Raw genomic sequence first — 25898 nt, 5'->3', positions numbered from 1 at the left:
ACATGGAGGACGAAAGACTCCGGGCCTTGAAAAAGGCCATCGATGGCGCCTTTCGTAACTTCACCAGCACTTACGGCGACAGCTTTGAAGCCTTTTTCCAGCCGTTGCAGGTTTTCCTCAATCAGTCCGAAAGGTTCATGACCACGACGCCATGGCCAATCATCATTGTGCTGGTCGCCTTGATTGCCTGGTTCGCCAGCCGCAGTTGGAGAATTGTCCTGGGTTGCGTGTTCACACTGATGGCAATCGGTTATCTGGACATGTGGTCTGACACGATGAAGACCCTGTCGATGATCTTCGTCTGCACGGTGATATCCATCGTCATCGGCTTGCCGACCGGGATCGCGATGGCCCGTTCCAACCGTCTGCAGAACCTTGTCAGCCCGGTACTGGACGTGATGCAGACCCTGCCGAGCTTTGTCTATTTGATTCCAGTGGTGATGTTGCTGGGGATTGGCAAGGTCGCGGGGCTGATTGCGGTTGTGATCTACGCCTTGCCGCCGATGATCCGCTTGACCAACCTCGGCATCCGTCACGTTGACGCCGAGATGCTGGAGTGCGCCGACGCCTTTGGCTCATCCAGTTGGCAGAAACTGAAAAACGTCCAGTTACCCTTGGCGTTGCCCTCGATCATGGCCGGCATCAACCAGACGATCATGATGGCGCTGGCCATGGTGGTCATCGCGTCGATGATCGGGGTTCAAGGCTTGGGCCAACCGGTGCTCAAGGCTATTTCCAATCAATATTTCACCCTGGGCATTTTCAACGGGCTGGCTATTGTCGGTATTGCGGTGATCTTCGACCGAGTCAGCCAAGCCTATGGCCGAAGACTGCAAAAGCATTTGGAGAGGGTTCATGGCCACTGATCTGACCAACGATTTCGGCATCGAAATCAGGCATCTCTACAAGATCTTCGGTTACCAGGCTCAGGCCAGTATCGAGCGGGTCAAGCAGGGCATGAGCAAGGCTGAACTGCTGAGCAATCACAGTCATGTGCTGGGGTTGAAGGACATCAATATCAGCATGCCGTCCGGGGGGATTCAGGTGATCATGGGGCTGTCCGGTTCGGGCAAGTCGACCTTGATCCGCCATATCAACCGATTGATCGAACCCACCGCCGGCGAAGTCATCGTGGGTGGCGTGGATGTGCTCAAAATGAGCCCGACTGATTTGCGAGCGTTTCGCCGACATAAAATTTCCATGGTGTTCCAGAAGTTCGCGCTGCTGCCAAACCGCACCGTGCTCGACAACGCGGTGTATGGGTTGGAGATCCAGGGCATGTCCCGTGACAGGCAAGTAGAAATCGCTACAGGCTGGTTGGACCGGGTAGGGCTCCAGGGTTACGCAAGTCACTATCCCAATCAGCTGTCCGGAGGCATGCAGCAGCGCGTCGGCCTTGCCCGGGCATTGGCCAGTGATGCGCCTATTCTGTTGATGGATGAAGCGTTCTCGGCCCTGGATCCGCTGATCCGCATGGACATGCAGTCGGTGTTGCTGGACCTGCAAAAAGAGATCAAGAAGACCATCGTATTCATTACCCATGATCTTGATGAGGCACTGCGCATTGGTGATCGCATCGCGATCTTGCGTGACGGTGAGGTGGTGCAACAAGGCACCCGACAGGAAATCGTCATGACGCCTGCCGATGATTACATTGCCAACTTCGTCAAAGAAGTGAATCGGGGGCGGGTGATCGGCGTCGAAGCCATCATGCGGCCCATTGTTCAGGTGAAAGGTGGAGCGACGCTGACCGTACCCATGGGGACGTCATTGGAGTCAGCGGTCAAAAGACTGGTTGAGGCGGGGTTCGATGAATTGGTGGTCACTGACAGTCAGGGGCAGCCGGTCGGGCAGTTGGCGCTGAAGTCGATCATAGCGACGATGGTCACCTCGGCAGTGAGTGAGGAATCGCAGGTTGTTCAGCCAAGAGTAAAGTCGAAAGCGTGACGGCTTGCCGAAGTAAAACCGAGGGGAATTGCGGGGTGCAGAGGGGGCGTCTTCCATGACGCCGACGCAGCTTAGAGACTGTGCGATTGATTCTCAAGTGCTATTTTTAGAATCGTTTGGCCCAATGAAGCCGGGCTTCTCTTGCCAACCAATATTCCTTTGATATTATCCACGCCATCGAATTTGCAGCCCCCAAAGACTTCATTAGCCTGAAGGTAAAAGCCAGAATAACTGGCAAAAAAAACCCGGCAAAAAGCCGGGTTAAAAACCGTGATTAGCCTGATGAGGAGATAGTCCAGGAGACCGACCTGAGGTCACTTGGACAATCGACTGATCTCGCGATCAGTTGAATGCAATAATAATCATTCTCGTTTGAGAGTCAAATGATTTTATCTGCGCGACAGGAAAGCTCTTTCCTGTCCTCCCCAAACGCTCACCCGTTTCATGCGTTCCGATGCGCTTGCAAAGACCGATCGATCATCGCCTTCGCCATGTCGATCATGTGCACCGTCGAATAGGCCAGGTCGCGACTGGGACCGTTCAGGTTGCTGGCTGATTCATGTGCAGTCGCCGCGGCACATCGCAACAAATCCGAGGCATGAACCAGCGCCTCTTCTGCGCTGATCCCCGGGTTCACATCGAAGAACCGCTCCACGGCAGCGGGTTCGGACACAGTTGGTTTCAAGTAATAATCCAGCGCTCGCTGTGCGGCGGCGTTGCCTTTGGGCGAGGTCAGGGTGGTATCGATGTGCATATCTGGCAGGTCATTGCTGGGTAACGTCATGACGATGGCAAGCTCCGTGATAGATTCAGATCCGTGAATCCATCCTAGTACGAACTGTATTTGTGACTGGAATTTAAATACTACAAGTTGTGTTTTGTTGGTCGGAGTACCCCACGTATCGTGCCGCACATGGATAAATGGATTGAGTTAGTCAAAGCCAAGATGAGTGACCTCAAAGTCACTCAAGAGGTACTCGCCGACCGCCTCGGGATGTCCCAGGGTGGCGTGGGTCACTGGCTGAATAAACGCCGTCAGCCGAGCATTCAAGACATGAATCGTGTCTTGCGCGCGCTCGGGATGGATTTTCTGGAAGTGGCGATGGTGGTTCGCGAGGTCTTGCAGGACGACGAGCCTTGCCTGACGCACAAGTACAACCCGTACTTCCGTTACCCGGTCAGTGACTGGCGTGAGCCGATGCAGCTGCGTGACGGTGAGCTGGCGGTCTACGGCAAGCCACGCTTCGAACTCACCGACTACCACGCCCAGGGCGCGGCGTTCTGGCTGGTGGTCGTGGGTGATGCGATGACGGCACCCACGGGCGTGAGCATCGCCGAGGGCATGATGATCCTGGTGGACCCGGCCATTGTGCCGGAGCCCGGAAAAATGGTGATCGCGCAGTGGTCGGACAGCACCGAGGCGACGTTTCGCAAGCTGATCGAAGAGGGCGGGCAGCGTTACCTGGTCCCGCTCAATCCGACGTATCCGAAAGCCCTTTATACCGATGAATGCCGAATTCTCGGCGTAGTGGTTCAGGCAACGGCCAAATTCTAATCAGATCGGTCCTCCTGGAATGTAGGACCGATCTTCATTTCACGCTTCTTCCAGTTCGACCAATGCACTGCCTTCGCTGACCATTTCGCCTTCCTGGCAATACAAGGCCTTGATCACACCCGCGTGGGGCGCACGAATGCTGTGCTCCATTTTCATCGCCTCCAACACCACCAATTGCGCCCCGGCTTCGACCGTTTGCCCGGCCTCTACCAGCACACGCACGATGCTGCCGTTCATCGGGGCGGTGAGCCCACCCTGATGGCTGTGGCTGGCTTCGACGGCGCCGATCGGATCGTAGGACTCGATGCGGCGCAGTTCACCTTCCCATTGCAGATAAACAGAGTCGCCACGACGGATTGCTCGGTGCTGGCGGCGTACACCGTGGTGTTCGGTCAGCAATTGCTCGCCTTTAAGCTGGGCCGTGCAGACATCGCCCAGGGTCAATGCGCGGTCCTGGCCTTCGCAGCTCAAGTGCAAGGTGATTTCTTTCGGCAATCCAGCCCGGAAACCATTGCTGATTGCCCATGGCGAACTCACGTCATCTGCGCGCGGTGAATCGGCCTGGCTCTGGGCAACGGCCTGAGCGGCCGCTTGCCAGAACGCATCACTGAGGTCCGAAGGCGCGGGCAGCAATTGCTCCTGGAAGCGCGGGATAAACCCGGTGTCCAGTTCTGCCGCGGCAAACGCAGGGTGCGCGATGATCCGGCGCAGGAAGTTGATGTTGGTCTTGAGGCCGCCAATCGCAAACTCATCAAGCATGCTCAACAAGCGCAACCGCGCCTGTTCGCGATCCTCACCCCAGGCAATCAGCTTGCCGAGCATCGGGTCGTAGAACGGCGAAATCTCATCGCCTTCTTCAACACCGCTGTCGACCCGACGCCCCGGGCCTGCGGCGGATTCACGATACAGTTCCAGACGCCCGGTGGCCGGCAGGAAATCATTGGCCGGGTCCTCGGCGTACAGCCGCACTTCAATCGCGTGACCGATCAGCGGCACCTCGGCCTGGGTCATTGGCAGCGCTTCACCACGGGCCACACGAATCTGCCAGGCCACCAGGTCGAGGCCGGTGATGGCTTCGGTGACCGGGTGTTCAACCTGCAGGCGCGTGTTCATTTCCATGAAGAAGAACTCACCGCGCGAATCCAGCAAAAACTCCACGGTGCCGGCGCCGACATAACCGATGGCTTGCGCCGAACGCACGGCTGCCTCGCCCATGGCGCGGCGCAGCTCCGGACTCAAGCCTGGCGCAGGTGCTTCTTCGACGACTTTCTGGTGGCGACGCTGGATCGAGCAATCGCGTTCATTCAGGTACAAGCAGTTGCCATGCTGGTCGGCGAAGACCTGGATTTCCACGTGGCGCGGTTTGAGCAGGTACTTCTCCACCAGCATCCGTGAGTCGCCGAAGGAGGACTTCGCCTCACGTTGGGCGGAGGCCAGGGCTTCGGCCAACTGGCTGACATCCTCGACCACTTTCATGCCTTTGCCGCCACCGCCGGCGGTGGCCTTGAGCAGCACTGGATAACCGATGCGATCACACGCCTCGCGGAAGGTGTCGAAGTCCTGCGCTTCGCCGTGATAGCCCGGCACCAATGGCACGCCAGCAGTTTCCATCAGCGCTTTGGCGGCGGATTTGCTGCCCATCGCATCAATGGCCGAGGCGGGTGGGCCGAGGAAGATCAGGCCGGCGTCTTCAATCGCGCGGGCAAACCCGGCGTTCTCCGACAAAAAGCCGTAACCCGGGTGAATCGCCTGAGCGCCGCTGGCCTTGGCTGCCGCAATCAGCTTGTCGATTTGCAGGTAACTGTCGGCGGCTTTGCTGCCACCGAGGTCGACGCGGATGTCCGCTTCACGGCTGTGTCGCGCGTCACGGTCAGTGGCGCTGTGCACGGCCACGGTGGTCAGGCCCAGAGCCTTTGCGGTACGCATGACCCGGCAGGCGATTTCGCCACGGTTGGCCACCAGCAAGGTGGTGAGAACAGGTGCGCTCATCAACGTGGCTCCTTGGTGGTGGGGGCTTGCCAGTTCGGTGGACGTTTTTGCAGAAAGGCGCGCAGGCCTTCCTGACCTTCAGGGCTGACGCGGATGCGGGCGATGGCGTTTTCGGTGTAACGGCGCAGGGCCGGGGTCAGCGCGCCGTGGCCGACTTCACGCAACAAGTCTTTGCTGGTGCGCATGGCAGCGGGGCTGTTGAGCAACAGGTTGTCGATCCACTGATCGACTTTCTGCTCCAGCTCGGTGCCCGGATAGCTTTCCGACAACAAACCGATTTCCCGCGCCCGTTGCCCGCCGAAACGTTCCGCGGTCAGCGCATAACGGCGGGCCGCACGCTCACCGATGGCTTGCACCACGAACGGGCTGATCACCGCTGGCGCCAGGCCAATGCGCACTTCCGACAGGCAGAACTGCGCGTCGTCGGTGCCAATCGCCATGTCGCAGCAACTGATCAGGCCCAGCGCACCGCCGAAGGCGGCGCCTTGCACCACGGCAAGGGTGGGGATTTTCAGTTTGGCGAGGTTGTACATCAACTCCGCCAGTTCCCGGGCATCGTCAAGGTTGGTGTGGTAATCGAGCTCGGCCGATTGCTGCATCCACGCCAGGTCCGCGCCGGCGCTGAAATGCTTGCCGCGTCCACGCACCAGCAAGAACCGCAGGCTGGCGTCGCTGGCCACGGTGTCCAGCGCGAGGATCAGTTCGCGGATCATTTCTGCGTTGAACGCGTTGTTCTTTTCTTCACGGCTGAGCCACAGGGTGGCGAAACCCCGTGGGTCGGTCAGCAGTTCGAGGGTCTTGAAGTCGCTCATGGTTTTCTCCCGATCACATCCGGAACACGCCGAAGCGGCTCGGTTCGATAGGCGCGTTCAACGACGCGGACAAGGCCAGGGCCAACACATCGCGGGTCTGAGCGGGGTCGATGACGCCGTCGTCCCATAGCCGTGCGCTGGAATAGTAGGGGTGACCCTGTTCTTCGTATTGATCGAGGATCGGTTGTTTGATCTCGGCTTCCTGCTCGGCGCTGAAGCCTTGGCCGCTGCGCTCGGCCTGCTCGCGTTTGACCTGCACCAATACGCCGGCGGCTTGCTCGGCGCCCATTACGCCGATGCGTGCGTTTGGCCACATCCACAGGAAGCGCGGGTCGTAGGCCCGACCGCACATGCCGTAGTTACCGGCACCAAAACTGCCGCCGATGATCACGGTGAATTTCGGCACCTTGGCGCACGCCACGGCGGTCACCAGTTTCGCGCCATGCTTGGCGATGCCGCCGGCCTCGTACTTCTGGCCGACCATGAAACCAGTAATGTTTTGCAGGAACAGCAGCGGAATACCGCGCTGGCAGGCCAGTTCAATGAAGTGCGCGCCTTTCTGCGCGGCTTCAGCGAACAGGATGCCGTTGTTGGCGAGGATCGCGATCGGGTAACCGTGCAGGTGGGCAAAGCCGCACACCAGTGTGGTGCCGAACAGCGCTTTGAATTCATCGAACACCGAACCGTCGACCAGCCGCGCGATCACTTCGCGCACATCGAACGGCTGCTTGGCGTCCGCCGAGACCACGCCGTACAACTCGTCGCTGGCGTAGAGCGGGGCAATCGGGGCGCGTTGTTGCAGTTCGCCGAGCTTGCGCCAGTTGAGGTTGGCGACGCTGCGTCGGGCAATGGCCAAGGCGTGTTCATCGCTCTCGGCATAGTGGTCGGCGACCCCGGAAATCTTGCAATGCACATCGGCCCCGCCGAGGTCTTCGGCGCTGACCACTTCACCGGTCGCGGCTTTTACCAGCGGCGGACCGGCGAGGAAAATCGTCGCTTGCTGGCGTACCATGATCGCTTCGTCGGCCATCGCTGGCACATAAGCGCCACCGGCGGTGCACGAACCCATCACCACGGCAATCTGCGGAATGCCCATGGCGCTCATGTTGGCCTGGTTGAAGAAGATCCGCCCGAAGTGCTCGCGATCCGGGAACACTTCATCCTGACGCGGCAGGTTGGCGCCACCGGAGTCCACCAGATAGATGCACGGCAGGCGGTTCTGCTGGGCGATGGTTTGGGCGCGCAGGTGTTTTTTCACGGTCAGCGGGTAATACGAACCGCCTTTCACCGTGGCGTCGTTGGCGACGATCATGCACTCGACACCTTCCACGCGACCGATCCCGGCGATCACGCCAGCGGCCGGAACGTCTTCACCGTACACCTCGTAGGCCGCCAGTTGGCTGATCTCAAGAAACGGCGAGCCCGGATCGAGTAAACGATTGATGCGCTCGCGAGGCAGCAATTTGCCCCGCGAGGTGTGGCGCTCTTGAGCCTTCGGGCCACCACCGAGCTGCACTTGGGCGAGCAGGGTGTGCAGGGCGTCGACCTGTTTGAGCATCGCCGCGCTGTTGGCGGCGAACTCCGCCGAACGGGGGTTGAGCTGGGTATGCAGGATAGCCATGGACAGCTCCGTTTAGCGGGTTTCGTTGAACAGTTCGCGACCGATCAGCATGCGACGGATCTCACTGGTGCCGGCGCCGATTTCGTACAGCTTGGCGTCACGCAGCAGACGACCGGCCGGGAATTCGTTGATGTAACCGTTGCCACCGAGAATCTGGATTGCGTCGAGGGCCATTTGCGTGGCGCGTTCGGCGCTGTAGAGGATCACGCCGGCAGCGTCCTTGCGCGTGGTTTCGCCACGCTCGCAAGCCTGGGCCACCGCATAGAGGTAAGCGCGGCTGGCGTTGAGTTGGGTGTACATGTCGGCGACTTTGCCCTGGATCAGCTGGAATTCGCCGATGCTTTGGCCGAATTGCTTGCGGTCATGGATGTACGGCACGATCAGGTCCATGCACGCCTGCATGATGCCGGTCGGGCCGCCGGAGAGCACGACGCGCTCGTAGTCGAGGCCGCTCATCAACACTTTCACGCCGCCGTTGAGCACGCCGAGGATGTTTTCTTCCGGCACTTCGACGTCGTCGAAGAACAGCTCGCAAGTGTTGGAGCCGCGCATGCCGAGCTTGTCGAACTTGTTGCTGCGGCTGAAGCCTTTCCAGTCGCGTTCGACGATGAATGCGGTGATGCCGTGCGGACCTTTTTCCAGGTCGGTCTTGGCGTAGATCACGTAGGTGTTGGCGTCAGGGCCGTTGGTGATCCAGGTCTTGCTGCCGTTGAGCACGTACTTGTCGCCGCGTTTGTCGGCGCGCAGTTTCATCGAGACCACATCGGAACCGGCGTTCGGTTCGCTCATGGCCAGGGCGCCGATGTGTTCACCGCTGATCAACTTCGGCAGGTACTTGGATTTTTGCTCGTGGTTGCCGTTGCGGTTGATCTGGTTGACGCAGAGGTTGGAGTGGGCGCCGTAGGACAAGGCCACCGACGCCGAACCGCGGCTGATTTCTTCCATCGCCACAACGTGGGCCAGGTAGCCCAGGCCAGCGCCGCCGTATTCTTCCGGTACGGTAATGCCGAGCAGGCCCATGTCGCCGAATTTGCGCCACAGGTCCGCGGGGAACAGGTTGTCGATGTCGATCTGAGCGGCGCGCGGGGCGATCTCTTTGGCGACGAAGGACTGAACCTGATCGCGCAGCATGTCGATGGTTTCACCGAGGGCAAAATTCAGGGATGGGTAGCTCATGGGGCACCTTTTGGCTTTTTTGTAGGGTGGGGAGGGCAATGATTCGGCTCTCACCTTTACGTTAACGTAAGCCTGTGACGAATGGCTGTCAATCACCCTTTACGTTAACGTCAACTTGAGCGAGAGTAGAGCCAGTTCAAGATAGAACGCGGGCATCCTGTGGGAGCGCCGCCAGCCCATTAATAAAGACAATAGGGGTCATCATGGATCAACCCAGTGCAAGCCCGCAGCGCAGCTATACCCGTGGTTCCCAGGACAAAGCCTTGCTGGCGATGACCATCGGCCAGGCGTTCGATAACACCGTCGCGCAGCAGGCGACCGGGGAGGCGCTGGTCGTGCGCCATCAACAGTTGCGCTACACCTGGCAGCAACTGGCCGAGGTCGTTGACCTGCACGCCAGAGCGCTGCTCGCGCTGGGCTTGCAGGCCGGTGATCGATTCGGCATCTGGGCGCCGAACTGCGCGCAGTGGTGCATCAGCCAGTTCGCCAGCGCGAAAATCGGCGTGATTCTGGTCAACATCAACCCGGCGTACCGCAGCTCCGAACTCGAATACGTGTTGAAACAATCCGGTTGCCAATGGCTGGTCTGCGCCGGCGCGTTCAAATCATCCAACTATCACGGAATGCTGCAAGGGCTCGTTCCCGAACTGGCCGAGCAATCCATCGGACAGTTACACAGTGAGCGCCTGCCTGATTTGCGCGGCGTCATCAGCCTGGATGCGCAGCCACCTTCAGGTTTTCTGCCGTGGTCGCAATTGGCGGATCTGGCCGCCAGCGTTTCGAATGAACAGCTGCGCGAACGCCAGGACAGCCTGCATTTCGATCAACCGGTAAACATCCAGTACACCTCCGGCACCACCGGATTCCCGAAAGGCGCGACCCTCAGTCACTACAACATTCTCAACAACGGATACATGGTCGGCGAAAGCCTCGGCCTGACCGCTAATGATCGCCTGGTGATCCCGGTGCCGCTGTATCACTGCTTCGGCATGGTCATGGGCAACCTCGGCTGCATCACCCACGGCAGCACGATGATTTACCCGAACGATGCCTTCGATCCATTGCTGACCCTGACCACTGTCGCCGAAGAAAAAGCCACGGCGCTGTATGGCGTACCGACCATGTTCATCGCCATGCTCGATCAGCCCCAGCGCGCCGAATTCGATCTGTCGAGCCTGCGCACCGGAATCATGGCCGGTGCCACGTGCCCGATCGAAGTGATGCGCCGGGTCATCAACGAAATGCACATGAATGAAGTGCAGATTGCCTACGGCATGACGGAAACAAGCCCTGTGTCGTTACAGACCGGTCCGTCAGACGAGCTGGAGTTACGCGTGACCACCGTCGGCCGCACCCAGCCGCAGCTGGAAAGCAAAATCATCGACGAGGCCGGTAATCTCGTGCCGCGCGGCACCATTGGTGAACTGTGCACCCGTGGCTACAGCGTGATGCTCGGCTACTGGAACAACCCGCAAGGCACCGCGGAAGCCATCGATCAGGCCGGCTGGATGCACACCGGCGACCTGGCGAGCATGAACGATGAAGGCTACGTGTGCATTGCCGGGCGCAACAAGGACATGATCATCCGTGGCGGCGAGAACGTTTACCCGCGGGAGCTGGAAGAGTTTTTCTTTACCCACCCGGCGGTGGCGGACGTGCAGGTGATCGGCATTCCCTGCTCGCGTTATGGCGAAGAGATAGTTGCCTGGATCAAGTTCCACCCGGGCCACAGCGCCACCGAGCAGGAACTGCAAGCCTGGTGCAAGGAGCGCATCGCGCACTTCAAGACGCCGCGTTACTTCAAGTTTGTGGAGGAGTTTCCGATGACCGTGACCGGCAAGATCCAGAAATTCCGGATGCGTGAGATCAGTATCGAAGAACTGCGTGAAAACAAAGGCTAAACCCATCCCCCTGTAGGAGTGAGCCTGCTCGCGATAGCGGTGAGTCAGTCGACATCGATGTTGGATGTGCTGCCGCCATCGCGAGCAGGCTCACTCCTACAGAGAGCGGGGGAAATCACAAATCCCGGAAAGCACAAAGGGGAGCCGAAGCTCCCCTTTAATTTTGTCGTTGCGCGTGCTCTTTTTTTATTATTGAGGGGCGGTCTGTTTTTGTTTTTAGTGACCGTGACCCTTTACCGCTGTTTTTGTCGATCCCCATCCGGGATCAAGAGCAAACGTATTTTTTTGAGCGCTGATCTACTTTTTCGCTGAGCGATCCAACCAGTTCGGGAGCTACCTGAGGGTAGTTTTATTGTTCTCTGCCCGGTTGCGGGTAACTCCGAAAAGCACCCTGAAAAGCACATCCTCTCCAAAAAAATCTGTTAGCTGCGTCTCTGCCGTGTTGTTTTTGTTATGTCAGAGTCGTTACGTCTTATTTTTATTAGGGCTTGCTGCTTTTTTTGTTCTTGTTATGCAGTAGAGATAGCAGAAGCCGTGCCAACTTTTTAAAACCCTTTAAAATCAATGCTTTAAGATTTTGTAGGGTTTTCCGTATCAGGGAAAACCCTGGAATCTGTTTCCGTGTTACTCGCTTGCGCCCACCTTTGTGTCCACGCGGTAACACCCGGACACACTCACTGTGCGCTGCGAGCCTTGGCCACGCGCGAACCGCTTGGACGCCCCAGCACCGTGCAAATCTGTTGGCCGGCCAGGATCAATGCATCCAGGTCGATACCGGTCTCTATACCCAGGCCATTGAGCAGGTAAACCACGTCTTCAGTGGCAACGTTACCGCTGGCACCCTTGGCGTACGGGCAGCCGCCGAGGCCGGCGATGGAGCTGTCGAACACCGAGATTCCTTCCAGCAGGCTGGCGTAGATGTTGGCCATGGCCTGGCCGTAGGTGTCGTGGAAGTGCCCGGCGAGTTTTTCACGGGGCACGTCGGCTGCGACCACCTCGAACATCTTGCGCGTGGCGCCAGCGGTGCCGGTGCCGATCGTGTCGCCCAGCGACACTTCGTAACAGCCCATGGCATAGAGCTCGCGCGCGACCCGGGCGACTTGCTCGGGGGCGACGTTACCTTCGTAAGGGCAGCCCAGCACACAGGACACGTAACCGCGCACGCTCACGCCGTGTTGCTTGGCGGCGTCCATGATCGGTACGAAACGCTCCAGGCTTTCGCTGATCGAGCAGTTGATGTTGCGTTGCGAGAAGGCTTCAGACGCGGCGGCGAACACCGCGACTTCCTTGACCCCGGCCGCCATCGCATCTTCAAACCCGCGCAGATTGGGGGCGAGGGCGCCATAGGTCACGCCGGGTTTGCGCTGGATTTGTGCGAAAACCTCAGCGGAACCGGCCATTTGCGGCACCCATTTTGGGGAAACGAAACTGCCGACTTCTATATAGCCGAGGCCGGCGGCGGTCAGGGCGTCGACCAGTTGAACCTTGTCGGCAACGCTGATGGGTTGGGCTTCGTTTTGCAGACCGTCGCGGGGGCCGACTTCGACCATGCGTACGTGGGTGGGTAGAGACATGGGAATCGACCTGTGTTGATTGTCTGAATGTTCAAATAACCCTGCAGGAGTGAGCCTGCTCGCGATAGCAGATTTACATTCAACACATGTATTGACTGATCCGGCGCTATCGCGAGCAGACTCACTCCTGCAAGGGGATTGTGTGGCCCTATTGAATAACCTTCTGGTTCTGGATGGTCTGTTCCAGCGCTTGAGTGCAGCGTTCCTGCGCGGTATCCAGTTCCAGCTTCATCTGCTCGATGTCGAGCATCTGCTGTTCCAGCTGCTCGCGGCGCTCGGCGATCTTGCTCAACATGGTTTGCAGTTGTTTCTGATTGCCGCCTGTGGGGTCATATAGCTCGATCAGCTCGCGGCACTCGGCCAGGGAGAAGCCGATGCGCTTGCCCCGCAGAATCAGCTTCAGGCTGACCTTGTCGCGGGGCGAGTAGATACGTTCCTGGCCGCGACGCTCGGGGCTGAGCAAGCCTTGCTCTTCATAAAAGCGGATGGCCCGCGTTGTGATGTCGAGCTCGCGGGCGAGGTCGGAAATGCTATAGGTCTGGCTGCTCATGGAAGCGCTCGAAAAAGGTCATGGCGCTAAGCTAATGGCAGGTTGACGTTTACGTCAAGGGGCTGGGGTCTATGGTTTTCTTAAGGGCCTCATCGCGAGCGGGCTCACTCCTACAGGAGATCTCTGCACAGACATAGATTGACTAGTCACCGTAGATCCCCTGTAGGAGTGAGCCTGCTCGCGATGGGAGCACCTCGGTATCAAGTCCTACACCTTTTCAAGCTTCTTCTCATGCGCCGTCACCTGCTGGCACAACTCGATCATCTGCTCGCGCATCCAGCGGTTCGCCGGGTCCTGGTCAGTGCTTTCGTGCCAGTAAAGATGAGTTTCCACCGGCGGCACGTCATTGACCGGCAAGCTGAAGGCGTGCAAGTCATTGCGACGGGCAAAGCGCTCCGGCACGGTCATGACCATGTCGGTCTGCTGCAATACTTGCGAGGCCATCAGGTAATGCTGGGAGCGCAGGGCGATTTTGCGCTGAATGCCCATTTTCCCCAGTGCCAGGTCGACATGCCCCAGACCACTGCGGCGGCTGGAAATATGGATGTGGGTCAGCGACAGATAATCATCCAGAGTGAATTTCTCTTTGCCCGCCATTGGGTGGCCCTTGCGCATGGCGCACACGTACCGGTCTTCCATCAACTTGACGTGGCGCACTTGCGGGTCAGTATTGAGCGGCGCATCCACCGCGAAGTCGAGACGCCCGGCCGCCAGTTCCTTGGTGGTTTCGCGGCGCTTGGACAGGAAACTTTCAATGATCACCGTCGGCGCCAGGCGGCGCAGGCGCTGAAACAGTGGCGGCAGGATCACCGCTTCGGTGAGGTCGGTCATGCTGATGCGGTACGTCTTGACCGCTTGCAACGGGTTGAAAATGCGGCTTTCCTGCACCGACACCCGCAACAGGGAGAGGGCGTTACGCACCGGCCCGATGATGTTCTGGGCCATGGGCGTCGGCACCATGCCTTGGGCAGTGCGCACAAACAACGGATCGTTGAAGGTCTCGCGCAAGCGGGCCAGAGCGTTCGAGACGGCGGGCTGGGTAATGCCGACAATCTGCCCGGCACGGGTCAGGTTGGCTTCGGTGTAGATCGCGTCGAAGACGATGAAAAGGTTGAGGTCGACCTTGCTCAGATTCATTGCGCTGCACTCTTATTGTTGGTTCTCAATCACCCGATCATATATCGGTGATGAATGTTAATACACGCCGAGAATAGGCTAGGTAAATTATCAACGCTGTTCTAGCATCGATACATGACCAAAAACAACCTCTGCCCAAGAAGGTAAATGCTCATGGATTTCGCTTATTCGCCCAAGGTTCAGGCACTGCGTGAGCGCGTAACCGCGTTCATGGACACTTACGTTTATCCCGCCGAAGCCGTGTTCGAGCGCCAGGTTGCCGAAGGCGATCGGTGGCAGCCGACGGCGATCATGGAAGAACTCAAACTCAAGGCCAAGGCCGAAGGTCTGTGGAATTTGTTTCTGCCTGAGTCCGAACTCGGCGCCGGCCTGACCAACCTCGAATACGCGCCGCTGGCCGAAATCATGGGCCGTTCGTTGCTGGGCCCGGAGCCGTTCAACTGCTCCGCGCCAGACACCGGCAACATGGAAGTGTTGGTGCGCTACGCCAACGAAGAACAGAAACAACGCTGGCTCGAACCGCTGTTGCGCGGGGAAATCCGCTCGGCGTTCGCCATGACCGAGCCGGATGTTGCCTCCTCCGACGCGACCAACATGGCCGCCCGCGCCGTGCGTGATGGCGATCAGTGGGTCATCAACGGCAAGAAATGGTGGACCTCAGGCGCCTGCGATCCACGCTGCAAGATTCTGATCTTCATGGGCCTGAGCGATCCGGATGCGCCGCGCCACGCCCAGCACTCGATGATTCTGGTGCCGGTGGATACCCCGGGCGTGAAGATCGTCCGTCCGCTGCCGGTGTTCGGTTATGACGACGCGCCGCACGGCCACGCCGAAGTACTGTTCGAAAATGTCCGCGTGCCGTACGAAAACGTCCTGCTGGGCGAAGGACGCGGCTTCGAAATCGCTCAGGGTCGCCTGGGCCCAGGCCGGATTCACCACTGCATGCGTTCGATCGGCATGGCGGAGCGCGCGCTGGAATTGATGTGCAAACGCTCGGTCAGCCGTACCGCATTCGGCAAGCCGTTGGCACGCCTGGGGGGCAACATCGACAAGATCGCCGACTCGCGGATGGAAATCGACATGGCACGGCTGCTGACGCTGAAAGCGGCGTACATGATGGACACCGTGGGCAACAAAGTGGCGAAGAGCGAAATCGCGCAGATCAAGGTAGTCGCGCCGAACGTGGCCTTGCGCGTTATCGACCGGGCGATCCAGATCCACGGCGGGGCAGGGGTTTCCAACGATTTCCCGCTGGCCTACATGTATGCCATGCAGCGCACCCTGCGCCTGGCCGACGGCCCGGACGAAGTGCACCGTGCGGCGATTGGCAAATTCGAGATTGGCAAGTATGTGCCGAAAGAAATGATGCGTAGCGGGCACTGACAAAACCTTGAGTACGCCAGCAGACGGCTTCGCTGCTGGCGTCCCGGGAGTCTTTATCGCGAGGTTTGTCAGCCCTGCACACCGCAGACGACGGACATAAACGCGTTTTCTCGCCTGCCTGCAACGATGATCCTCCCGCGTTCCTGAATGGTCACAGAATACGGGGTGCCCGGCACTGATGATTTAATCCAGCCCGTGTTACCAAAACCTGTGTCAAAAGTACCGTCAGGCAATAACCTTCCCCAAAACATTGAAGAGGGGAACCCGGGCGTCCAACCTGCCACGACAATTTTTTCGTCGTGGGGCTGAATCGACAGTGCGCTCCAATTCGCGTTTTGATGACCTAGCTCCGTACGTAATTCCTGACCTCCGTTAAACGTCTGGTCAGGTTTTCCATGGGTGTCAAATCGCATCAACAGGGCTGCAGAACGCCCGGTCATACCCGCGCAAAGCAGCTTCCCGTCGGCCTGAACGATCAACTGACCCAATTCATACCGGCCGTCTTCAGGTCCTAACCGCACATATCCGTCGTTGCCAAAACTCTTGTCGCGTGTGCCGTTAATGTCAAACCGCGCCAGCACAATTTGGGAGACGGAAGCACTTGCCGTGACGTAATGGCCACCGACAACGATTTTGCTGTCCGGTTGTATAACCACGCTAATCATTCGGCTGAGGTGCTCGCCAAAACTGATCTCGACGTTGCCTTGCTCACCGAAATCGCGATCAATCCCGTCACTGTTATCGCCTCTCCCATCCTTTTTCAAGCGTGTCAGTTGCCCCAAATTGCCAACACCCGAGGCATCAATCTTCTGGGTCAGAACGACGATTTTGCCGTCGTGCTGGAGGCATCCGTCAGTCGAATCGTAATTTGAGGAGAATGCAGGAGGGGGCAACTGTACGGTGCCGAAAACAAGGTCAGGGCTGCCACTGTCATTGAGACGTAAAACTGCCGGTGCTCCTGGTTTTCCTTGGTCAGTGAGAATATCGCCGATGACCAGAATTTTTTGCTCTTGAAGTATCAGTCGGCAGGGTTTGGATCTTCTGCCACTTTCAAACTGTCCCGTCACAATACCGTCGTCACCAAATGCAGTATCTCGACCGCCATTGATGAGGTTCCTGCGGATTTGAAATGCTACACCGTCCTCGATGGCGTAAGTCAGCGTGCCGTTGTCCGAAGAGACAATCGAATGAACAGTGCCGTTGGCAGGACCCGGCACAGTGCCTAGAAAACCAAAGGACTGATCCAGATCACCAGACTTTGACAACGGTATTGGCGCTTGAGTGGGGTTTGTCATGTCAGCGTTCCTTTCTGGTGAGAAACCCTTGATCGGGATGCCACCATTAAGCGACTGCCATCAACAAAGTGAACCTGTAGGAAATATCAGTTTTAGTATCTTTACAGGCCGGTTTTGTGGCGTTGGGCGCCGGTGTGATTCAGTAAACCCAAACCTCAACCCGTCGATTCTTGATCCGCCCTTCATCCGCGTTATTCGCCGCCACTGGCATTTCCGCACCAAAGCCGCGAATCTCGCGAAACACCACGCCGCTTTTCACCAGTTCTCGCCGCACCGCCATCGCCCGCAGCTTCGACAGCAGATCGGCGCGTGCCGGATCGCTCTTGGCATCGCCAAACCCGACCAGCGTGACCTCGCGGTTGGTTTTGTCATGCTGCTTTATATAGTCGAGCACCCGCGTCAGGTCCTGTTGCGCCTTGTTGTCGAGCGTTGCGCTGCCTTCTTCAAAGCGGAAATTCACCGACAGCCGCTGCGCGTGACGACTGAGTGCCTGATAGCCCTCCGGCATCAACGCATTCGGCGTGACCGTGATGGCCTGGACCGTCTGGGCGATAAAACCGTTGGCCGCGACAATCGCCTGGCCTTTGCTGCTTTGCGTGAACACCGCCAGGGCCTCGGCCCATGGGTTTTTCCCATGGGGCGGCAGGTAGAAAAACAGCCGGCGGGACAACGGATAGTCTTCCGTGGCGATCAGGCTGTTAAGCGGCAACATCGCCTGGGATTGGCCATCGACGATTGCCACGGCTTTGGCCTGGCGCACATAGGGCAGGCCGATGAAGCCGATACCTTGCGGGTCAAGACTGACGGCGTCAGACAATTGTTCACTGGACTCGAAGCGTTTCGCGGCGCCGTTCAGGGTTTTCCCACGACGGCTGAGGACTAATTCCTTGAACGTGTCGTAAGTGCCCGACTGGTCATCCCGCGCATAGACATGAATCGCGCCACCGCTGCCGCCGAGCTCTTCCCAGGTTTTGGCTTCGCCACTGAAGATTCGCGCCAGTTGTTCGGTGTTGAGCTGGTTCAACGGGTTTTGCGGGTGAAGGATGATCGCCAGGCCATCGATGGCGATGACTTGTTCGGCGTCGGGGCTTTTGAAGTCGCCCAAGGGTTCGAGGTCCACCACTTCGCTGTCCTTGATCGGACGCGAAGAGGCGGCGAGGTCGGCATTGGCATTCTTCAGCGCGGTGAAGCCGGTGCTGGAGCCGTGCGCTGCCACCTCCACCACAACGCGACGGCCTTGTGCCGTTTCGCCGACGATGCGCAGTTCGTTCGCGGTGTCCGATGCTTCGCTGTGAACCTTGAGCAGGCCCTGTTCGCGCAACAGCCCCTCGACTAACGCCGGGCCCAATGCCGCACCGATGGTGTTAGAGCCCTGGATGCGCAGCACCGGGCCATTGGCGGAGATTGGTAAATCAGCGGCCGATGCCGTCAGGGGCAGGCCGGCGCACAGCATCCATAGAAACAAAACGCGCAGCGTCATGCCCGCACCTTAAAAAACCAAAGAAAGTGCGGGGAGAATAAGTCAGTAAGATTTCCGAAAGATGACAGTTATCTAATGTAGGAGTGAGCCTGTTCGCGATAGCGGACTGTCAGTCAACAAAGATGCTGAATGTACAGCCGCTATCGCGAGCAGGCTCACTCCTACATTTAGGGGATTGTGTTGAGATTTGGATATCAGCTCAATTCAAGCCAGATCGGCGCATGATCGGAGGGTTTCTCCATCCCTCGCAGGTCGTAATCCACGCCAGCATCCTTGACCCGTGGCAACAAGCCATGGGACGCCATGATCAGGTCGATCCGCAGCCCGCGCTTGGGTTCGTCTTCAAACCCACGGCTACGGTAGTCGAACCAACTGAAACGGTCGGCCACGTCCGGGTTCAGGTGGCGGAAACTGTCCACCAGGCCCCAGTTTTTCAGGCGGGCCATCCACTCGCGTTCTTCCGGCAGGAAGCTGCACTTGCCGGTTTTCAGCCAGCGTTTCATATTGTCCGGACCGATGCCGATGTCACAGTCTTCCGGGGAAATATTCACGTCGCCCATGACTACCACCGGCTGATCGTTGCTGAACTGGCTTTCCAGCAGTTGCTGCAGGTCGCTGTAGAAGCGTTCCTTGGCCGGAAACTTGGTCGGGTGGTCGCGGCTTTCGCCCTGTGGGAAATAGCCGTTCATGATCGTCACCGGCACGCCGTTGGCGTCGGCGAACGTGCCCCAGATGAAGCGGCGCTGAGCGTCTTCTTCATCGGTGGCGAAGCCTTTGTGCAGGGCCAGCGGTTCTTTGCGCGAGAGCAGGGCGACGCCGTAATGGCCTTTCTGCCCATGAAAATAAACGTGATAGCCCAGCGCCTGTACCTCGGCCAGCGGGAACTGGTCGTCGTGAACCTTGGTTTCCTGGAGGCCGATGACGTCTGGCTGGTGTTTTTCGATCAGCGCCGCCAGCTGATGCGGGCGAGCGCGCAGCCCGTTGATGTTGAAGGAGACGATCTTCATGGTCGGCAGTCCTGGCAAAAGGGCGATGCTAGCTGACATGTAGGAATCGGGCCAGTGTAGGGTGAGGGGATTCGTGTTCGGCGGTTGGTCTTTCATCGCTGATGCGGGCCTTATCGCGAGCAGGCTCACTCCTATCGTCCGAGTCTGGTCTATACCTTTGTGGGAGCGAGCTTGCTAGCGATGGCGTCATCACAGTCAACACTGATATCGATCAGTAGGGAACTGTGTCAGCACCGATAGGCTCGTACCAAGAAGAGCACAGCCATTTGAGCTGTACCGGGGAGATCAACCGTTATGCCTGAAACCTCGACCGCCATCGCCGACATTCACATGCTCGACAGCGGCTATGCCCACGAAGCGCGCTCCCTGCTGTACCACGCCTACCGGCACGAGCCGACCTTTGGTTACCTGTTCGAGGCCGAACGTCCCGGTTATGAACATCGGGTGCGGGCTACCGTGCGTGAATTGGTCAAACAGCATTTCCTTCAGGATTTGCCAGCCATCGGCCTGCTGGTCAATGACCGTTTGATCGGCATCGCGCTGATCGCGCCGCCGCAACGACGCCTGGGTATCACCGAAAGTTGGGCCTGGCGTTTGCGCATGGTGCTCAGCACCGGGTTTCGCTGCACCCGTCGCTACCTCGATTACCATGCCGCCGTCGCGGCCTGCGTGCCGAGTGATTCGGTCCACGTGCTGCCGCTGCTGGGGATTCACCCGCAATTCCAGGGCAAACACTTCGGCGAACAACTGCTGCAAGCGGTGCATAACTGGTGCGCAGTCGATGAAACCTCCCAGGGGGTGATCCTCGACACGGGGAATCCTCGCTATCTGGAGTTCTATAAGCGTCAGGGTTATGAGGAAATCGGCGAGGTCGCGGTAGGACCGATTCGCGAACACGTGTTTTTTCACGCCAATCCGCAGGTGTTGCAAACCGCAACGGCATAAACGGTAGAACTTTAACGCCATGCGAGGCTCTATCACGCTCCCAAGCTCGTGATAGCATCCGCGCCTATGAAATTTCCAGGACGAATTACCAGTGGCGCGTTGATGCTGTTCACCAGCTGCGCGGCGCTGGCGCAAAGTGAATTGGATGTGCGGATAAAACCGTCCAACGATGAACTGAAAGCCAATATAGAGGGCTATATCGGCAACCTCGGCGATCGTGACGAAGAAGCGTTGCTGCGCTTCAGTCGTGGCGCCGAGGATCAGGCGCGCAAGGCCGCCCAGGCCTTGGGGTATTACCAGCCGCAGATCGATAGCGATGTGAAGGGCGGCAAGACGCCGCGCCTGGTGCTCAACATCGATCCCGGTGAGCCGGTGCACCTGCGCACTGTCACGATTCGCGTCGACGGCCCGGCGGCCTCCCTCAAATCCTTTCGTGTGCCCCAGGGCGCGTCGCTGAAAACCGGCGCGGTGCTCAATCATGGCCACTACGAAGACGCCAAGCGCCTGATCCAGAATCAAGCCTCGCGCTTCGGCTTTTTCAGCGGCCACTTCACCCGCCAGAAATTATCGGTAGACCCGCGTGCCGGCGTGGCCGATATCGAACTGATCTACGAAAGCGGCCCGCGCTACGCCTTGGGCAAGGTCAGTTTCGAAGGCGACACGCCGTTTGACGAAGACCTGTTGCAACGCATGGTGCCGTTCAAGCAAGGCGCGCCTTATGACTCCGAACTCATCGCCGAACTCAACCAGGCGCTGCAATCGAGTGGCTATTTCGAAGGTGTGCGCGTCGATGCGGCACCGACGGCGTCCAAGAACGACGTGATCCCGGTGGAGGTCAAGCTCGAAACGCGCAAGCCGCGAACCATGGGCCTGGGCCTGGGTTATTCCACGGACGTCGGTCCCCGGGTCAAGGCCAACTGGACCCGACACTGGGTCAATCCGCAGGGGCACAGTTATGGCTGGGAAGCCGAGCTGTCGGCGCCCCGGCAAAACGTCGGGCTGTTCTACGACATCCCGCTCGACCCGCCGTTGACCGATAAACTGCGTTTTGCCGGTGGTTACCAGAACGAAGACATCGCCGGCACCGACACCCACAGCAAGCTGCTGACCATCGGCCCGGAATGGCACAGCAAATTGCCCAGTGGCTGGCAGCGCGTGGTGTCGTTGAAATGGCAGCGTGAGGATTACTCCCTGGGCGACGACTCGGGTTTGAGTACGTTGTTGATGCCCGGCGTCAGCTATTCCTACCTGAAAAGTGACAACCGCATCGACCCGCACAACGGCTATCGCCTGCAATTCGAGTCCAAAGTGGCGAAAGAAGGCCTGGGCTCAGACAGCAACTTGCTCTACGGCACCGCGTTGGTGAAAGGCTTGACCACAGTCTTTGACAAACACCGCTTTCTAGGCCGGGTACAGGTGGGCGGCAGCGCCACCAATGGCTTCAGCTCAGTCCCGCCGTCACTGCGGTTTTTCGCCGGTGGCGATCAGAGCGTACGCGGTTACGACTATCAAAGCCTGTCCCCGGAGAACTCCGAGGGCGACCGCATTGGCGGGCGCTACATGGTCGCGGCCAGCGCCGAATACCAATATTCCATCGCCGAGAAGTGGCGGGTCGCGACCTTCGTGGACCAGGGCAACTCTTTCAATACACTCGAACTGCCAAACCTCAAGACCGGGGTAGGCATCGGCGTGCGTTGGGTCTCGCCGGTGGGGCCGATCCGCCTCGACCTGGCCCACGCGCTGGACGATGACGGCGGCATTCGGCTGCACTTTTCCATGGGGCCTGAGCTGTGAATCGTGGTTTGAAAATAACGCTGCTGGCGATTCTGGCGCTGCTGATGCTGGTTGTCCTGAGCATCGCCTCGGTGCTGGGCACGGCCACGGGCAGTCGCTGGGCGTTGGGCTTCGTGCCGGGTTTGACCGTCGAGAATTTCCAGGGCCGTTTGGGCGGGCAGTGGAGCGCCGATCATGTGCTGTGGCAGCAAGACACCAGCCGGGTTGAGCTGAGCAAGGTGATTTTCGCCTGGTCGCCGCTGTGCCTGACACGCATGACGTTGTGCCTTGAGCAAGTGAAGGCTGATCAAGTCAGCCTGCAATTTCAGCCCGGTGCTGAAGAAGAAAGCAGCGGGCCGATCAGCCTTCCGGATCTGAAGCTACCCCTGGCCATCGAACTGGGTGATGTGCAGATCGGCAGCCTGCTGTTCAACGGCAGTGAAGCACTCAAAGGCCTGCAACTGGCGGCGCACTGGACCGCGCAAGGGATGCAGATCGACTCGGTGAAGTTGCAGCGCGATGACCTGAGCCTGAACCTCTCCGGCTTGCTGCAACCCACCGGCAACTGGCCGCTCAAGGTTGAAGGTCAACTGACCCTGTCAGCCCCCGCGCCCTGGACGCTGGCGCTGAAGGTCGACGGCGACCTGCTGAAAACCCTGAACCTGAAAGCCGACAGCAGCGGTTACTTGAACGGACAGTTGACCGGCGAGCTGCAACCGCTGGCGGACAACTTGCCGGCCAAGGTACGCATCACCGCCGACGGCTTCAAACCCGCCGCCGACCTGCCAGACACCCTGCAACTCAATCAACTGGAACTCACCGGCGACGGCGATCTGAAAAACGGTTACCAATTGCTCGGTAAAGCCACGCTGCCCGCCGAACAAGGCCCGGTCGCGTTGCTGCTGCAAGGCAAGGTCGACGCCAACGGCGCCCAGATCGCCGCCCTCGACCTCACCGCCAACGACAAGCAAAACCTCAAGCTCAGCGGCACCCTCGACTGGAGCAAAGGCCTGAGCGCCGACGCGAAAATCGCCTGGCTGGATTTCCCGTGGCACCGCCTCTATCCGCTGATCGACGAACCGGAAGTGGCGTTGCGCAGCTTCAACGGTGACATCTCCTACACCGACGGCAAGTACCTCGGCAGCTTCCAGGCAGCGGCGGATGGACCGGCTGGCGCTTTCACGCTGAACAGCCCGTTCAGCGGCGACCTGACGAAAATCTACCTGCAACAAATCCAGCTCCAGGCCGGGCAGGGCAAGGCCGAAGGGCACCTGAACCTGCAATTCGCCGACGGCATTGCCTGGGACACCGCGCTCGACCTGTCGGCGATCAACCCGGCGTACTGGGTGGCGGAATTGCCGGGCACACTGGCCGGACCGCTACGCAGCAAAGGCGAGATGAAAAATGACACACTCAGCCTCACTGCCGACCTCGACCTGAAAGGCAAACTGCGTGGGCAACCCGCCGTAATCCAGGCCAAGGCGGATGGCGGCGGCGAGCAATGGAACCTCAACGCGCTGCAAATCCGCCTCGGCGACAACAGCATCAACGGCAAGGGCAGCCTGCAACAGAAACTTGCCGGCCAGATCGACATCAAGATGCCGCGTCTGGCCCAGCTCTGGCCGCAACTGCGGGGGCAACTGAACGGCCGCATCGATGTCGCCGGTACGCTCAAAGCGCCGCAAGGCAAGCTCGGGCTGCAAGGCACGCAATTGGCGTTCGACGACAATCGCCTGCAAAGCCTCAACCTCGACGCCACCCTCGACAGCGCGCAACGGGCGAAAATCGACCTCAAGGGCAGCGGCATTCAGGCCGGTGAAACCTCACTGGGTACGCTGACCGCCAGTGGCCAGGGTGACATCAAACACCAGAAACTCAGCCTCGACCTGCAAGGCCCGCAGCTGAAACTGGCGCTCGGTCTCGACGGTGCGCTGGACAAAGGCAACTGGCGCGGGCGCCTGGCCAGCGGCGATATCCAGACCGGTGGGCAAGACTGGAAGCTGCAAGGCCCGGCGAAACTGGAGCGGCTGGCGGACGGCAAAATCAATTTCGGCGCCCACTGCTGGATGTCCGGCCCGGCCAGCCTGTGCGGTGAAGACCAGCGTTTAATGCCGGAGCCGAAGCTGCGTTTCCACCTCAAGCAATTCCCGATTGAAAGCCTGGCGCAGTGGCTGCCGAAGGATTTCGCCTGGAAGGGCAGCCTCAACGCCGACCTGCAACTGGACCTGCCGGCCAGCGGCCCGAACGGCCAGATCAGCATCGACGCCAGCGGCGGCACGTTGCGCATGAAGGAGAAGGACCAGTGGCTGGACTTCCCGTACCAGACGCTGAAACTCACCAGCAAACTCACGCCGAAACGCATCGACACTGATCTCAACTTCGTCGGCGGCAAACTGGGCGAACTGATGGTGCAGGCGCAGATCAACCCGTTGCCGAAAAACAAACCGCTCACCGGTTCGTTCCGCTTGAGCGGGCTGGACCTGTCGGTGGCGCGGCCGTTCGTCCCAATGGTCGAAAAGCTCACCGGGCGCCTGAATGGCAGCGGCACGATTTCCGGTGGCCTGTTGGCGCCGCAGGTCAACGGCAGCCTGCTGCTCAGCGACGGTGAAGTCTCCGGGGCGGAACTGCCGATGGCGCTGCACGCCTTGCAACTGAGAGCAGTGATTGTCGGTGAAACCGTGCAATTGAATGGCGACTGGAAAAGCGGCAAGGCCGGGCAGGGCACCCTCAACGGCAACATTGCCTGGGGACAGGCGCTGGTGGTGGACCTGGCGCTCAAGGGCTCGCAGTTACCGGTGACGGTCGAGCCGTACGCCAAGCTGGAAGTCGCGCCGGACTTGAAAATCTCGATGAAGGGCGATGAGTTGGCGATCGCCGGCAAAGTGCTGGTGCCCAGAGGCGAGATCACCATTCGCGAGTTGCCGCCTTCCACGGTAAAAATCTCCGATGACGTAGTGATCGTCGGCCAACAGACCGAAGAAGGCAAACCGCCCTTGGCCATGAAGATGGACATTGATGTGGTGGTGGGCGAAGACAAGCTGAGCTTTGCCGGGTTTGGCCTGACCGCGAATGTGCAGGGGCATGTGCACATCGGCGACAACCTGGACACACGCGGCGAACTGTGGCTCAACGACGGACGTTATCGCGCCTACGGTCAGCGCCTGACCGTGCGCCGGGCGCGCTTGTTGTTTGCCGGCCCGCTCGATCAGCCGTACCTGGACGTCGAGGCGATTCGCCAGACTGACGACGTGATCGCCGGTATTCGCCTGAGCGGCAGTGCCGAGCAGCCGACCACGCAGATCTTCTCCGAACCGGCCATGAGCCAGGAACAGGCCTTGTCCTATCTGGTGCTGGGGCGCCCGCTGAGCAGCAACGGCGAAGACAACAACATGCTCGCCCAGGCTGCACTTGGCTTGGGTTTAATGGGCAGTTCCGGGGTGACCGGCGGGTTGGCCAAAGAGCTGGGAATCCAGGATTTCCAACTGGACACCGAGGGCAGCGGCACTGCCACCAGCGTCGTGGCCAGCGGCAATATCTCCGAGAAACTCAGTTTGCGTTATGGCGTGGGCGTGTTTGAACCGGCCAACACCATTGCCCTGCGTTACAAGCTGAGCAAGAAGGTCTACCTCGAAGCGGCGAGCGGCGTGGCGAGTTCGCTGGACATCTTCTACAAGCGGGATTTTTGATTTAAGAACTTCAAATGCTCCCTCCTCTTCATGTAATAACAATGTGAAGTAAGGAGGGAGGTTTTAG

At 59.2% G+C, this 25898-nt stretch carries 19 protein-coding genes; 8 read left to right on the top strand and 11 right to left on the bottom strand.

The window, feature by feature from the left end; genetic code table 11:
• Nucleotides 1–2 precede the first annotated feature (2 nt).
• Both SB725_RS28485 and SB725_RS28480 read left to right on the top strand, forming a co-directional pair.
• A complete protein-coding gene (locus SB725_RS28485; RefSeq protein ID WP_371258955.1) occupies nucleotides 3–866 on the top strand; it encodes an ABC transporter permease in 864 nt (287 codons plus the stop codon).
• Nucleotides 856–1947 (top strand): glycine betaine/L-proline ABC transporter ATP-binding protein, encoded by a 1092-nt coding sequence (locus SB725_RS28480; RefSeq protein ID WP_059182564.1) that lies wholly within the window; start codon nucleotides 856–858, stop codon nucleotides 1945–1947. The genes SB725_RS28485 and SB725_RS28480 overlap by 11 nt, the downstream gene beginning before the upstream one ends.
• A gap of 442 nt (nucleotides 1948–2389) precedes the next feature.
• Here SB725_RS28480 and SB725_RS28475 read toward each other — a convergent pair whose 3' ends face one another.
• Nucleotides 2390–2731, bottom strand: a complete 342-nt coding sequence (locus SB725_RS28475) for a DUF6124 family protein (RefSeq protein ID WP_027925061.1) — start codon at nucleotides 2729–2731, stop codon at nucleotides 2390–2392.
• Nucleotides 2732–2860: 129 nt separating this feature from the next.
• Between SB725_RS28475 and SB725_RS28470 the strand changes: the two genes are divergently transcribed.
• Nucleotides 2861–3502 (top strand): LexA family protein, encoded by a 642-nt coding sequence (locus SB725_RS28470; RefSeq protein ID WP_059182565.1) that lies wholly within the window; start codon nucleotides 2861–2863, stop codon nucleotides 3500–3502.
• Nucleotides 3503–3541: 39 nt separating this feature from the next.
• On the opposite strand, the gene SB725_RS28465 is transcribed toward SB725_RS28470, so the two are convergent.
• Genes SB725_RS28465 through SB725_RS28450 form a run of 4 tightly spaced genes read right to left on the bottom strand, consistent with a single transcriptional unit; the run spans nucleotide 3542 to nucleotide 9100 of the window.
• Nucleotides 3542–5491: an acetyl/propionyl/methylcrotonyl-CoA carboxylase subunit alpha gene (locus SB725_RS28465; protein WP_194940367.1), complete on the bottom strand. Its 1950-nt coding sequence runs from the start codon at nucleotides 5489–5491 to the stop codon at nucleotides 3542–3544.
• Entirely contained in the window at nucleotides 5491–6303 is an 813-nt protein-coding gene (locus SB725_RS28460; protein ID WP_059182567.1) for a gamma-carboxygeranoyl-CoA hydratase, read from the bottom strand. The genes SB725_RS28465 and SB725_RS28460 overlap by 1 nt, the downstream gene beginning before the upstream one ends.
• A 13-nt stretch (nucleotides 6304–6316) precedes the next feature.
• Nucleotides 6317–7924, bottom strand: coding sequence for a carboxyl transferase domain-containing protein (locus tag SB725_RS28455; protein WP_027925065.1), 1608 nt, complete (start codon nucleotides 7922–7924; stop codon nucleotides 6317–6319).
• A gap of 12 nt (nucleotides 7925–7936) precedes the next feature.
• The gene (locus tag SB725_RS28450; RefSeq protein ID WP_007946948.1) at nucleotides 7937–9100 is read right to left on the bottom strand and encodes an isovaleryl-CoA dehydrogenase; all 1164 of its coding nucleotides are present in this window, start codon (nucleotides 9098–9100) and stop codon (nucleotides 7937–7939) included.
• 203 nt (nucleotides 9101–9303) lie between these two features.
• Here SB725_RS28450 and SB725_RS28445 point away from each other — a divergent pair, with 203 nt between their 5' ends.
• Nucleotides 9304–11001, top strand: a complete 1698-nt coding sequence (locus tag SB725_RS28445; protein WP_410922913.1) for an AMP-binding protein — start codon at nucleotides 9304–9306, stop codon at nucleotides 10999–11001.
• Between the two features lie 674 nt (nucleotides 11002–11675).
• On the opposite strand, the gene SB725_RS28440 is transcribed toward SB725_RS28445, so the two are convergent.
• The 3 genes from SB725_RS28440 to SB725_RS28430 all read right to left on the bottom strand — a co-directional run bounded on the left by SB725_RS28440 (nucleotide 11676) and on the right by SB725_RS28430 (nucleotide 14262).
• Nucleotides 11676–12575, bottom strand: a complete 900-nt coding sequence (locus SB725_RS28440; protein WP_027925068.1) for a hydroxymethylglutaryl-CoA lyase — start codon at nucleotides 12573–12575, stop codon at nucleotides 11676–11678.
• Nucleotides 12576–12723: 148 nt separating this feature from the next.
• Entirely contained in the window at nucleotides 12724–13125 is a 402-nt protein-coding gene (locus SB725_RS28435; protein ID WP_027925069.1) for a MerR family transcriptional regulator, read from the bottom strand.
• Nucleotides 13126–13332: 207 nt separating this feature from the next.
• Entirely contained in the window at nucleotides 13333–14262 is a 930-nt protein-coding gene (locus tag SB725_RS28430; protein ID WP_027925070.1) for a LysR family transcriptional regulator, read from the bottom strand.
• 153 nt (nucleotides 14263–14415) lie between these two features.
• Between SB725_RS28430 and SB725_RS28425 the strand changes: the two genes are divergently transcribed.
• Entirely contained in the window at nucleotides 14416–15645 is a 1230-nt protein-coding gene (locus tag SB725_RS28425; RefSeq protein ID WP_027925071.1) for an acyl-CoA dehydrogenase, read from the top strand.
• 68 nt (nucleotides 15646–15713) lie between these two features.
• Here the strand turns inward: SB725_RS28425 and SB725_RS28420 are convergent, their stop codons facing one another.
• The 3 genes from SB725_RS28420 to xthA form a co-directional block, all read right to left on the bottom strand.
• Entirely contained in the window at nucleotides 15714–16940 is a 1227-nt protein-coding gene (locus tag SB725_RS28420) for a hypothetical protein (RefSeq protein ID WP_410922912.1), read from the bottom strand.
• 139 nt (nucleotides 16941–17079) lie between these two features.
• A complete protein-coding gene (locus SB725_RS28415) occupies nucleotides 17080–18420 on the bottom strand; it encodes a substrate-binding domain-containing protein (protein WP_059182569.1) in 1341 nt (446 codons plus the stop codon).
• 194 nt (nucleotides 18421–18614) lie between these two features.
• A complete protein-coding gene (gene xthA, locus SB725_RS28410; protein WP_027925073.1) occupies nucleotides 18615–19427 on the bottom strand; it encodes an exodeoxyribonuclease III in 813 nt (270 codons plus the stop codon).
• Nucleotides 19428–19721: 294 nt separating this feature from the next.
• On the opposite strand from xthA, the gene SB725_RS28405 reads away from it, so the two are divergent.
• From SB725_RS28405 to SB725_RS28395, 3 genes are all read left to right on the top strand, one after another.
• Complete coding sequence (locus tag SB725_RS28405) at nucleotides 19722–20372, top strand: GNAT family N-acetyltransferase (protein ID WP_027925074.1); 651 nt, start codon at nucleotides 19722–19724, stop codon at nucleotides 20370–20372.
• Nucleotides 20373–20438: 66 nt separating this feature from the next.
• Nucleotides 20439–22166, top strand: coding sequence for an autotransporter assembly complex protein TamA (locus tag SB725_RS28400; RefSeq protein WP_027925075.1), 1728 nt, complete (start codon nucleotides 20439–20441; stop codon nucleotides 22164–22166).
• Nucleotides 22163–25831 carry a translocation/assembly module TamB domain-containing protein gene (locus SB725_RS28395; protein ID WP_027925076.1) on the top strand — a complete coding sequence of 1223 codons (3669 nt, stop codon included), beginning with the start codon at nucleotides 22163–22165 and terminating at the stop codon, nucleotides 25829–25831. The genes SB725_RS28400 and SB725_RS28395 overlap by 4 nt, the downstream gene beginning before the upstream one ends.
• Nucleotides 25832–25898 lie beyond the last annotated feature (67 nt).

It is taken from the genome of Pseudomonas sp. SIMBA_041 (genome assembly GCF_046535095.1).
In the GTDB taxonomy this organism is placed as follows: domain Bacteria; phylum Pseudomonadota; class Gammaproteobacteria; order Pseudomonadales; family Pseudomonadaceae; genus Aquipseudomonas; species Aquipseudomonas mucoides.
This window is presented reverse-complemented; position numbering and strand designations above follow the sequence as displayed.